This is a genomic window from Curtobacterium sp. MCBA15_016, assembly GCF_001865105.1.
Lineage (GTDB): Bacteria > Actinomycetota > Actinomycetes > Actinomycetales > Microbacteriaceae > Curtobacterium.
Window position 1 is genome coordinate 134,727 of sequence record NZ_MJGR01000005.1, and the last position, 11,476, is coordinate 146,202.

Genomic DNA, 11,476 nt, shown 5'->3' on the forward strand with positions numbered 1-11,476 from the left:
TCGAGCGGTGCCTGGGGGACCCGGCCACGGGGGCGGAGGCTGGGCGCATGACAACGACACTCATCACCGGAGCCAACCGCAGTCTCGGGCTCGAGACCGTCCGTCGCCTCGTCGAGGCCGGGCACACCGTGTACGCCGGTATGCGCGATCCGGCCACGGGGGACGCGGCGCGTGCCCTCGGCGCGCACGTCGTCCAGCTGGACGTCACCGACCAGTCCTCGGTCGAGCGCGCGGTCGCCGGACTGCCCGGACTCGACGTGCTCGTGAACAACGCGGGCATCCTCGGGACGTCGTTCGGGGTCGACGACCTCGACGCCGCTGCGATCGGAGCCGTGCTCGACACGAACGTGACCGGCGTCGTGCGCGTGACGCAGGCGGCGCTGCCGCTGCTGCGGGAGTCGGCGAACCCGGTCATCGTGAACGTTGCCTCGGGTGTGGGCTTCCCGCGGTGGCTGACGACTCCGGGGCGGGACGAGTACCCGGTGCCGGCGGTGCCGTACGCGGCGTCGAAGGCGGCACTCATCGCCCTGACCGTGCAGTACGCGAAGAACCTGCCCGGGTTCCGGGTGAACGCGAGCGACCCCGGGTACACGGCGACGGAGTTCAACGGGTTCGGCGGGCACCAGACCGTGACCGAGGGGACGGACGCCACGGTGGCGCTGGCGACGCTCGGCGCGGACGGCCCCACGGGGGAGTTCCACGACCGCGACGGGCGCGTCGCGTACTGAGCGGGGCGGGGCGCGCCCGCGGCCGCTTCGTGAGCAGAAGATGTCGGGTCGGACGGATGGACCCGACACCTTCTGCTCACCGAGTGCGTCCGCACCGCGGGCGCGACGGCCTGGAGGCACGGCTCGCGTCCGACGGGCGAGCTCGCTCGGTCCTGTGACCGGGTCGCAGAGCGCCCGCCAGCGCGTTCCCGTCTGTCAGGATGGCCGGATGCGCGCAGTCCAGTACGACGAGTTCGGTTCCGTCCCCGCGGTCGTCGAGGTCCCGGACCCGGTCGCCCCGATCGACGGGGTGGTCGTCCGGGTCGCCGCGACCGGGGTCTGCCGGAGCGACTGGCACGCGTGGAAGGGGCACGACGACTCGGTGCACCTGCCGCACGTCCCCGGGCACGAGTTCGCCGGCGTGGTGTCGTCCGCCGGCCCCGACGTCCGCGGGTTCGCCGTGGGGGACCGGGTCACCGCGCCGTTCGTCTTCGCGTGCGGCGAGTGCGAGCAGTGCCTGGACGGTGCGACGCAGGTGTGCACCCGGCAGCAGCAGCCCGGCTTCACACTGCCCGGTTCGTACGCCGAGGCCGTGGTGGTCCCGCACGCGGACGTCAACCTCGTCGCGCTGCCGGATGCCGTCGGGTTCGCCGAGGCCGCCGGACTCGGGTGCCGCTTCGGGACCGCGTACCACGCACTGCACGCCCGGGGACGGGTGGCTGCCGGCGAGTGGGTGGCCGTCTTCGGCTGCGGGGGAGTCGGACTGTCGACCGTCATTGTCGCGGTCGCCGCCGGAGCGAAGGTCGTCGCGGTGGACGTCTCGCCCGCCGCGCTCGCACGTGCGGAAGCCCTCGGTGCGGTCGCGGTGCCGATGGACGACGCGGTCGGGGAGGCCGTCCGAGCCGTCACGGGCGGCGGAGCCCACGTGTCCGTGGACGCCTTCGGCAGCCGCGCCACGTCGGTCGCCGCGGTCGCCGCACTCCGGCCTCGGGGTCGGCACGTCCAGGTCGGGCTGCTGCTCGACGACGAGGCCGTGCCGGCGATCCCGATGGGCCGCGTCATCGGCGACGAGCTCGAGCTGCTCGGCAGTCACGGGATCTCGGTGGGGGAGTACGCCGCGATGCTCGACGACGTCGTCGCCGGTCGCCTCCGGCCATCGGAGTCGATCGGTCGGACGATCGGGTTCGACGAGCTGCCCGAGGCGATCCTCGCGATGGATCGACCGGCGACCTCCGCGGGCATGACGGTCGCGGTGTTCTGAGCGCCGGCGACCGCGTTCAGCGCTTCGGTCGGTACACGTCTGCCTTCGCGCCGCCGTCGAACATCGTCGAGCTGATCAGCGTCAGGTCGAGTTCGTCCTGCAGCCCCGAGAAGATCCCGTCACCCGCCCCGAGGACCACCGGCAGGACCACCAGGCGGTACTCGTCGACGAGGCCCGCAGCCACCAGGCTCCGGCAGAAGTCCGTCCCGCCCTGTGCGAGGACGTCGGCGCCGTCCTCGGCCCGCAGCCGGTCGACCTCCGCCACGAGGTCGCCGTTCGCCACCCGGGCACCGGTCCAGCTCGCAGCCGCGGGGGAGTCCGCCCCACCCGTGTCGACCGTGGCGGGATCGAACCCAGCCTGGCGGGTGAAGACGACCTTCGGGACGGTGTTCATCGCACCGGCGACGGGCGTCGTCGCGTTCGCCCAGAAGCCGGCGATGGACTCGAACGTCCGACGACCGAACGCGTGCACACCGGCGCCGGACACGGTGTCGAGCACCCACGCGGCCGAGTCCGGACTCGCGGCGCGGAACATCCAGTCGGACTCCGTACGTGCACCTGCGACGAAACCGTCGAGGGACATCGACATCTTCAGGACGAACTTCCGCATCGGACACCGCCGCTTCCGAGCGCCGCCCGGCGCTCATGACGGCGATGTTAGAGGGGAGTGGCGTCGACCACCAGAGCGCGGCCGCAGCGCGGCCCGACGGATCTGAGTTGACATAATATGCATTATCGGCGCGCGGCGAGTGGGGCCAGGAGGCGCGGATCACCGCAGCTGGTCTGCTCACGCCAGCCACGCCTCCCGTCCCTCGTGCAGCAGCGACGGCCGTCATCCGCGCGGCATCGACCGCTTGGGTCGCGCGGCGCGCGACGTCATCCCCACGACCGATGACTTCCTCCGTGGTGTCGGTGATCATCGATATCATGCATATCAGTTCGGTAGCGATCTCCAGGAGGCAGGCATGACACCGTCGCGCCCACAGCTCGTCGTCCACGACGACGCCGTCCGCGCGAACACCGCCGTGTTCGCCGACCGGACGGACGGCGGCGTCATGGCCGTCCTCAAGGCCGACGGGTTCGGCCACGGGGCGATCGCCCGGTCGGTCCTCGCCGCCGGGGCGACGTCGATCGGCGTGACCACCATCGACGAAGCGATCGCCGTCCGGGCAACCGTGACGGACGCGCCGGTGCTCAGCTGGCTCAACCCGGTCGACGCGGACTTCGACGGTGCGCTGCTCGCCGACGTCGACATCGCCGTCCCGAGCGCCGAGCTGCTCAGTGCCGTCAGCCGTGCAGCAGTCCGGACCGGACGCCGTGCCCGGGTCCACCTGCACGTCGACGTCGGGATGGCCCGCGACGGTGCCGATCCCGGGTCGTGGCCGTCGCTGTGCACCGCCGCACGCGAGCTCGAGCGGCTCGGCACGGTCCGGGTCGTCGGGGTGATGGGCCACATGTCCTGCGCCGACCAGCCCGACGACCCGCAGAACACGCGCGAACGGCTGCTGTTCGACAACGCCGTCCGCACCGCCCGGCGCCGCGGACTGTCCGGCTTCGTCACGCACCTCGCCGCCACGGCAGCGACCGTCACCGGGGTCGGCGGCCGCCATGGTCTGCACCGCATCGGTGCGGGGCTCTTCGGGATCGACCCATCCCGGACCTCGACGGACCTGCAATCGACGCTCTCCCTGACGGCTCCGGTCGTCGGTTCCCGGGTGATCGGCCCCGGGGCCGGCGTCGGCTACGGCCTCGACCACGTCGTCGACCGTCGGACCACCCTCGCGCTGCTCCCCCTGGGCTACGGCGACGGACTCCCCCGTGCGGCGTCCGAGCGGGCCGAGGTCCAGGTGCGCGGACGCCGTCGACCGCTCGTCGGCCGGTTCTCGATGGACATGGTCGTCGTGGACACCGGCGACGACCGGCTGGAGCTCGGCGAGACCGTCACGTTCTTCGGGCGCGGCCTCCACGGCGAGCCGACCGTCCACGACTGGGCAGGCTGGGCGGACACCATCGAGCACGAGATCGTCACCCGGATCGGCACGCGCGCCGCCCGGGTCCACCGCACCGTCACCACCCCGGAGGCCACCGTTGCCTGATCGCCACGACTCCCACACCCCTGCGGCCCGGACCCGGATCGCGGTCATCGGTGGCGGCGCGAACGACGAGCACGAGGTCTCGCTCGCATCCGCGGCCGCGGTCACGCGAGCCGTCCGGGCCCTCGGCTTCGACGCGGTCCCCCTGACGGTCGACCGGACGGGCAGCTGGCGGCACACGAACGGTACCGCGCTGTCCCCCGCGGACGCCGTCGGCGTGCTGACGTCGTGCCGCGCGGCGTTCCCGGTGCTCCACGGGGTCCACGGTGAGGACGGCGCGGTCGCCGGCTTCCTCACGATGATCGGCGTGCCGGTGGTCGGCTCCCCCGTCCGCGCCGGCGCACTCGGTATGGACAAGTGGGTCACGAAGACCGTGGCCGAGGCCGTCGGCGTCCGCACGGCGCCGGGTGTGCTGATCCGCGCTGGAGACGAGATCGGCCCGGTGCCCCTGCGGCCGCCCATCGTCGTGAAGCCGACGACCGGTGGGTCGAGCAACGGCGTGACGGTGGTCCGGACGCCCGACGCGTACGCGGCTGCCGTGGCACATGCTCGGGCTGCAGGCACCGACGTGCTCGCCGAGGCGTTCGTCACCGGGCGCGAGATCGACATCGCCGTGTTCCGCGACGACACCGGGGCGCTCCGCACCGGCGCGACGCTGGAGATCGGCGTCGCCGACGGAGACGTGTTCGGGCGCACCGAGAAGTACGACGGGACCGCACGGTTCACGGTGCCGGCGGCGCTGTCTGCCACCGACGAGGCAGCGATCGACCACGCAACGCGGACCCTCTACGACACGCTCGGGTGCGCGGGTGTCGCGCGGTTCGACTTCTTCCTCACCGATGACGGGGTCGTGCTGAACGAGGTGAACACCGCACCGGGGTTCACCGAGCAGTCGCAGGTTCCCCGGATGTTCGCGGCGGTCGGCTTGGACTACGTCGAGCTCGTGCGTGCTCTGGTGCAGGCGGCTGAACGGGCCGTCTGACCGGCGGACCGTGCCGCCGTGCGATCAGGACTGCGGGTCGACGCTCGTCGGGACGTCGTCGGTGTCGATCTCGAGCGAGGCGTGTTCGCCGCCCTGCTCCTCGAGGTTCTCCTTGTCCGTGTCCGGCTGCTCCGGCTCCTCGCTGTGGGTGGTCTCCTCGGCAGGGTCAGGCTGGCTGTAGCTCATGTGGCGGAAGCTACGCGGGCCGACCTGGGCGCGCGTCCGGCGGTCCGGAACACGCGCTGTGCGGTCCAGGAGGAACGGTGCGGGCCCGACCCGCGCCTCCCGTCCGCCGTGGCGTCGGGACGTGGGGACGTGGGGTGCGACGCGCGGACGCCGAACGCCAGCGAAGCGGATCGGCATCGCTGCCGACCCGCCTCGCTGGCGGACCGCCGCGCGCCGACTCGGGACGGTGATCCCCGGTCAGACGCCAGCGGCGATGTGGACTCAGGCCTGGGACAGCACGACCGCGGTGAGGATGTAGCCGACGATGCCGATGACGATCGCGATGGCCGACAGGATGATGCCACCGAGGACGATCCCCCGACCGGACGCGCGTCGGCGAGCCAGGATGCCGAGGACGAGCCCGATGATGCCGGCGATCACACCGATGATCGCGAGGAAGATGCCACCGACGACACCGATGATGCCGAGGACGAGGCTCGCGATGGCGAGTCCGCCACCCGTGCCGGCCGGTGCTGCACCGGGCGTCTTCGCTGCGGGGTAGTTCGGTCCACCGGTCTGGTCGGCCATGAGGTCTCCTTCGTCGTGGACGCTCGTCATGCGACCGGGTAGCCGCGGGCGGGGTGGCCCAAGCATGAGCGTCAGTCAGGACGGTAGACCGTTCGACCAGCTGGTGTTCAGGTACTCCGCCTGCACCTGTCCCCCGCCTCAGGCTCCGACGTAGGCCGCCAGGTGCTCCCCCGTGATCGTCGACCGAGCCGCGACGAGCTCGGCCGGCGTGCCCTCGAACACGATGCGGCCGCCGTCGTGGCCGGCGCCGGGCCCGAGGTCGATGAGCCAGTCGGCATGTGCCATCACGGCCTGGTGGTGCTCGATCACGACGACCGTGCGCCCGGCCTCGACCATGCCGTCCAGCAGCCCGAGCAGCTGTTGGACGTCAGCCAGGTGCAGCCCGGTCGTCGGCTCGTCGAGCACGATCACCCCGCCGGGGTCGCCGAGGTGCGTCGCGAGCTTGAGCCGCTGCCGCTCGCCGCCGGACAGGGTCGTCAGCGGCTGCCCGATCGTCAGGTACCCGAGTCCGACGTCGACGAGCCGGGCGAGGATCGCGTGCGCCGCAGGGATCCTCGACTCCCCCGTCGCGAAGAACGCCGCAGCGTCGGCCACGGGCATCGCGAGGACCTCGCTGATGTCCTTCCCCCCGAGCCGGTACTCGAGCACCGACTGGTCGAATCGCTTCCCGCCGCACTCGGCGCACGGGGTCGCGATGCCGGCCATCATGCCGAGGTCCGTGTAGATGACCCCCGCGCCGTTGCACGCCGGACACGCACCCTCGGAGTTGGCGCTGAACAGGGCGGGCTTCACACCGTTGGCCTTCGCGAAGGCCTTGCGGATCGGCTCCAGCAGCCCCGTGTACGTCGCCGGGTTGCTCCGCCGGGAGCCGCGGATCGCGCCCTGGTCGATCGCGACGACACCGTCGCGCGGTGACAGCGACCCGTGGATGAGCGTGCTCTTGCCGGAGCCGGCGACACCCGTCACGACCGTGAGCACCCCGGTCGGCACGTCGACGTCCACACCCTGCAGGTTGTGCGCGTCGGCGCCGCGGATCTCGAGGACGCCGGTGCGTTCGCGCACGACGTCCTTCACCGACACCCGGTCGTCGAGGTGGCGACCGGTGACCGTGTCGCTCGTACGGAGTCCGCCGACCGGCCCCTCGTAGCAGAGCGCCCCGCCGTTCGTCCCCGCACCCGGCCCGAGGTCGACGACGTGGTCCGCGATCGCGATGACCTCGGGCTTGTGCTCGACGACGAGCACCGTGTTGCCCTTGTCGCGGAGGCGGAGCAGGAGCCCGTTCATCCGCTCGATGTCGTGGGGGTGCAACCCGGTGCTCGGTTCGTCGAAGACGTAGGTGACGTCGCTCAAGGACGACCCGAGGTGCTTCACCATCTTGACGCGCTGCCCCTCTCCCCCGGACAGGGTCCCCGTGGGGCGGTCGAGCGAGAGGTACCCGAGGCCGATCTCGACGAAGGAGTCGACCGCGTCCCGCAGGCCGTCGAGCAAGGGCCCGACGGTCGGTTCGTCGATCCCCCGCAGCCAGGCGGCGAGGTCGGTGATCTGCATCGCGCAGACGTCCGCGATGCTCTTGCCGGCGATCGTCGACGACCGTGCGACGTCGTTCAGCCGGGTGCCACCGCAGGCCGGACAGGTGGTGAAGGTGACCGCGCGGTCGACGAAGGCCCGGATGTGGGGCTGCATCGCTTCGCGGTCCTTCTGCAGGAACGAACGCCGCACGCGCGGGACGAGCCCCTCGTACGTCATGTTGATGCCGGCGATCTTCTGCTTCGTCGGTTCGCGGTACAGGAAGTCCTGGCGTTCGGCGTCCGTGAAGTCACGGATCGGCGTGTCCTTGTCGAAGTACCCGGACTCGGCGAACATCCGGACGTTCCAGCCGTCCGTGCCGTACCCGGGGATCGTGATCGCCCCGTCCGACAGGGACTTCGTGTCGTCGAACAGCTGCGTGAGGTCGATGTCGGTGACCGTGCCGCGGCCTTCGCAGTCGGCGCACATGCCGCCGAGCCGTGAGAACGAGACCTTCTCCGCCTTGGCGTCCTTGCCCTTCTGCACGGTGATGGCACCACCGGCCGTGACCGTCGCGAGGTTGAAGGAGAACGCGTTCGGGCCACCGATGTGGGGCGTCCCGAGGCGGCTGAACAGCACGCGGAGCATGGCGTTGGCGTCCGTCACGGTGCCCACGGTCGAGCGGGGATCGGCGCCGATGCGTTCCTGGTCGACGACGATCGCCGTGGTGAGGCCGTCGAGCACGTCGACGTCGGGGCGTGCGAGCGACGGCATGAACCCCTGCAGGAACGCGCTGTACGTCTCGTTGATCATGCGCTGCGACTCCGCCGCGATGGTCGCGAACACCAGTGAGCTCTTGCCCGACCCGGACACGCCGGTGAAGACGGTCAGGCGACGCTTCGGGAGCTCGACGTCGACGTCGCGCAGGTTGTTCTCACGTGCACCACGCACCCGGATGCGGTCGTGGGTGTCAGCGGCGTGCTCGGCACTCGGTTCCATGCCCCATAGGGTAGCGGTGACGTGTGACGTTCCACAGGACGGTTCCGCACCGGAACGAGCCGGCGCGTCAGGACGGCGCGTGGGTGCGGACGAGACCAGGGAGCTCGGCGGGCTCGAACGGCTCGTCGGTGGCGTCGAGCTCGTCGGCCGTCCACCAGCGCGACTGCAGGATGTCCACGCGCTCGTCGTCGGTCCACTCGGCGTCCGACAGCGTGAAACCGGGCGTCCGGACGACGTAGAACTCCGCGTGGCCGCGGTCGTGGTCGGCCAGGTCCCACTCGACGGTGAAGTCCCACGACCACACCGGCTCGCCCGGGTCGTCGATGACGATGCCGGTCTCCTCGCGCAGTTCGCGGATCGCGGCGTCGCGGTGGTCCTCGCCGGGGTCGACACCGCCGCCGGGTGTGATCCAGCGGTGCGCTCCGTCCGACGACGGGGAGTTGGTGTCCATCAGGAACACCCGACCGTCGGGGTCGAGCAGGATGATCCGGGAGGTGCGGCGCAGGCCGGGCTTCGCAGTCACCCGTCCGACGTTAGCCGACGAAGCCGCTGACGTCGCCGACGAGCTTGGTGTGGTCGGCGGGGATCGGCTCGATCGCGGCCGCGGCGATCTCGGCGGCGAACTCGGAGACGCTGTAGAGCTTGCCGACCTCGGCACGGCGGCCCTCGATCGCGCCCGGGTTCAGGCGGTTGAGGAGCGTGGCGGTGATCGTGCCCTCGATCATGTCGCCGGAGACGACCACGAACTCGATGCCCGCCGCGTCGAGCTGCGGCACGAGCTCGCGGAGGGCGAGCTCGCCGGCCCGCTTGCTCTTGGCGACCGGCACGTACTCGTCCATCGTCTCGGCGGTCTCGACGAAGTGGGCCTGGTGGCTCGTGACGAACACGACGCGCGATCCGGCGGGCATGTGCGGCACGGCGGTCTGCAGCATGTCCACCTGCGCGTCGCGGTTCAGGCGCAGCGCGTAGTCCTCGCCCAGGCCGGACTCCATGCCACCGGAGGCGTTGAGCACGAGCAGGTCGATGCCGCCCCACTCCTGCACGACGGTGTCGACCATCGCCTGGACGGAGTCGTGGTCGGTCAGGTCCGCACCGACGGCGAGTGCCGACCCGCCCGCGGCAACGATCTTCTCGGCGATCTGCTCGGCACGCTTGGCCTTGTTGCGGTAGTTCACGACGACCTTGGCGCCGGCCTCGGCCAGGTACCCGACGGTGTCGGCGCCGATGCCGCGGGACGACCCCGTGACGAGGGCGCGCTTGTCGGCGAGGGATCCGGGGGCGAGGGGGTTGCTCACAGTCGTGTTCTCCAGGTCTGGTTCGGCGGGTCGGCCGCCGACGAGCCTACCAACCACCGCGCGGGCACAGCACGGACTTGATATGTTGAACGGAGTTGGACCGGCCGTCGCGACGCAGCGAGCAGCCGCGCGCGACCGAGGGAGGGAGATCGCGTGAACGGGATCGATTGGATCCAGACCGTCATCTGGATCGGACTGGTGCTCCTGCTGGGCGTGGTCGAGATATTCACGCTCGACTTCATCTTCATCATGCTCGCGGCCGGTGCCGCCGGCGGGCTGGTCGCCGCACTGCTCGGCGCACCGTGGTGGCTGTCGGCCATCATCGCCGCGGGCGTCGCCCTGCTGTTGCTGTCGGTCGTCCGGCCGCGGCTCTTGACGGCACTCGGTCGGAACGCCGACCCGCACCGCACCAACGTCGAGGGACTCATCGGGCTGCCGGGCACGGTCGCCGTCGCCTTCACCGCGTCCGCCCCCGGCCAGGTCCGCCTGGCCAACGGCGAGACCTGGAGCGCCCGCATCTCCGCCGACGCCACAGACCGAACACCTCCGCTCGGGACCCCCGTGGTCGTCGAGTCCATCGAGGGGTCGACGGCTGTCGTCCGCCTCGGAGAAAGGGCCACCTCGTGACCATCTCAGCCGGGACGATCGCACTGCTCGTCCTCATCCTCGTCGTCGTCATCTTCGTGATCGTCGTCCTGTCCCGCGCGATCCGCATCGTGCCGCAGGCGACCGCGGGGATCGTCGAACGCCTCGGGAAGTACCACAAGACCCTCAACCCCGGGTTGAACCTGCTGGTGCCGTTCATCGACCGACTCCGGCCGCTGCTCGACATGCGCGAGCAGGTCGTGTCCTTCCCGCCGCAGCCCGTCATCACCGAGGACAACCTGGTGGTCTCGATCGACACGGTCGTCTACTTCCAGGTCACCGACGCCCGCGCCGCCACCTACGAGATCGCCAACTACCTCGGCGCGGTCGAGCAGCTCACGACCACCACGCTCCGCAACGTCGTCGGTGGCCTCAACCTCGAAGAGGCCCTGACCAGCCGCGACAACATCAACGGCCAGCTCCGCGTCGTGCTCGACGAGGCGACCGGCAAGTGGGGCATCCGCGTCGGCCGCGTCGAGCTCAAGGCGATCGAGCCGCCCGTGTCGATCCAGGACGCCATGGAGCAGCAGCTGCGTGCCGAGCGCAGCCGTCGTGCCGCCATCCTGCAGGCCGAGGGGACGAAGCAGTCCCAGATCCTCGAGGCCGAGGGGCAGCGGCAGGCCGCCATCCTCGCGGCCGAGGGTGACGCGAAGGCCCAGGTCCTCCGTGCCGAGGGTGAAGCGCAGGCGATCGCCACGGTGTTCGACGCCATCCACACCGGCGACCCGGACGACAAGCTCCTGTCGTACCAGTACCTGCAGACCCTGCCGAAGATCGCCGAGGGCACCGCGAACAAGCTCTGGATGATCCCGAGCGAGTTCACCGAGGCACTGTCCGGCATCGCGAAGGGCTTCACCGCCGGGCGCACCGGCAGCGGACCGATCGCCGGCGGCGGTGCCGGGAGCGACTTCCTGTCGCGGATCTCCAAGCTCGCGAACGAGAGCCTGGCGAACAGCGCGGCCGCCGATGCCGCGGCCGGTTCGGTCCCCCGCCCGGACGCCACGGCGGCGGACATCGTCCCCGAGTCCGAGCTCGACCAGCGTCTCGCCGAGTCGAACAAGAGCGTCGACGCGCACCTCGCGGCGTCGGACGAGGCCGCGGCCGACGAGCTCCGCGACGCAGCGAAGGACGAGCACCACGGGAGCGCGACCGACGCCGGCCCCGACGCCTCCGGGCACCGCACGAGCGACGGCTCCGGCCGCCGCTGACAGCCACCACGACGACGACGCCCGCCC

12 protein-coding genes are annotated in these 11,476 nt (G+C 71.3%); 6 read left to right on the plus strand and 6 right to left on the minus strand.

The window, feature by feature from the left end; all coding sequences use genetic code 11:
- Positions 1-47: 47 nt before the first annotated feature.
- Together BIV03_RS03650 and BIV03_RS03655 are read left to right on the plus strand one after the other, a co-directional pair.
- Complete coding sequence (locus BIV03_RS03650; protein ID WP_071294696.1) at positions 48-728, plus strand: SDR family NAD(P)-dependent oxidoreductase; 681 nt, start codon at positions 48-50, stop codon at positions 726-728.
- A gap of 208 nt (positions 729-936) precedes the next feature.
- Positions 937-1,968 carry an alcohol dehydrogenase catalytic domain-containing protein gene (locus tag BIV03_RS03655; RefSeq protein WP_071294697.1) on the plus strand — a complete coding sequence of 344 codons (1,032 nt, stop codon included), beginning with the start codon at positions 937-939 and terminating at the stop codon, positions 1,966-1,968.
- Positions 1,969-1,984: 16 nt separating this feature from the next.
- Here BIV03_RS03655 and BIV03_RS03660 read toward each other — a convergent pair whose 3' ends face one another.
- The gene (locus tag BIV03_RS03660) at positions 1,985-2,578 is read right to left on the minus strand and encodes a dihydrofolate reductase family protein (protein WP_071294698.1); all 594 of its coding nucleotides are present in this window, start codon (positions 2,576-2,578) and stop codon (positions 1,985-1,987) included.
- Between the two features lie 355 nt (positions 2,579-2,933).
- On the opposite strand from BIV03_RS03660, the gene alr reads away from it, so the two are divergent.
- Positions 2,934-4,064 (plus strand): alanine racemase, encoded by a 1,131-nt coding sequence (alr, locus tag BIV03_RS03665; protein ID WP_071294699.1) that lies wholly within the window; start codon positions 2,934-2,936, stop codon positions 4,062-4,064.
- Positions 4,057-5,043 carry an ATP-grasp domain-containing protein gene (locus BIV03_RS03670; protein ID WP_071294700.1) on the plus strand — a complete coding sequence of 329 codons (987 nt, stop codon included), beginning with the start codon at positions 4,057-4,059 and terminating at the stop codon, positions 5,041-5,043. Before alr ends, BIV03_RS03670 begins: the two co-directional genes overlap by 8 nt.
- Before the next feature lie 24 nt (positions 5,044-5,067).
- Here the strand turns inward: BIV03_RS03670 and BIV03_RS19430 are convergent, their stop codons facing one another.
- The 5 genes from BIV03_RS19430 to BIV03_RS03690 form a co-directional block, all read right to left on the minus strand.
- Positions 5,068-5,229 (minus strand): hypothetical protein, encoded by a 162-nt coding sequence (locus tag BIV03_RS19430; protein WP_175475692.1) that lies wholly within the window; start codon positions 5,227-5,229, stop codon positions 5,068-5,070.
- A gap of 261 nt (positions 5,230-5,490) precedes the next feature.
- On the minus strand, positions 5,491-5,796 hold the full coding sequence (locus BIV03_RS03675; RefSeq protein WP_071294701.1) for a hypothetical protein: 306 nt from the start codon (positions 5,794-5,796) through the stop codon (positions 5,491-5,493).
- 138 nt (positions 5,797-5,934) lie between these two features.
- Positions 5,935-8,301, minus strand: coding sequence for an excinuclease ABC subunit UvrA (locus BIV03_RS03680; protein ID WP_071294702.1), 2,367 nt, complete (start codon positions 8,299-8,301; stop codon positions 5,935-5,937).
- A gap of 67 nt (positions 8,302-8,368) precedes the next feature.
- Positions 8,369-8,824 carry an NUDIX hydrolase gene (locus tag BIV03_RS03685; protein ID WP_071294703.1) on the minus strand — a complete coding sequence of 152 codons (456 nt, stop codon included), beginning with the start codon at positions 8,822-8,824 and terminating at the stop codon, positions 8,369-8,371.
- Between the two features lie 10 nt (positions 8,825-8,834).
- Positions 8,835-9,596 (minus strand): SDR family oxidoreductase, encoded by a 762-nt coding sequence (locus BIV03_RS03690; protein WP_071294704.1) that lies wholly within the window; start codon positions 9,594-9,596, stop codon positions 8,835-8,837.
- A 153-nt stretch (positions 9,597-9,749) separates the two neighbouring features.
- Between BIV03_RS03690 and BIV03_RS03695 the strand changes: the two genes are divergently transcribed.
- Both BIV03_RS03695 and BIV03_RS03700 read left to right on the plus strand, forming a co-directional pair.
- Entirely contained in the window at positions 9,750-10,223 is a 474-nt protein-coding gene (locus BIV03_RS03695; RefSeq protein ID WP_254789583.1) for an NfeD family protein, read from the plus strand.
- Positions 10,220-11,449 (plus strand): SPFH domain-containing protein, encoded by a 1,230-nt coding sequence (locus BIV03_RS03700; RefSeq protein ID WP_071294705.1) that lies wholly within the window; start codon positions 10,220-10,222, stop codon positions 11,447-11,449. Before BIV03_RS03695 ends, BIV03_RS03700 begins: the two co-directional genes overlap by 4 nt.
- The last annotated feature ends 27 nt before the right edge of the window (positions 11,450-11,476 follow it).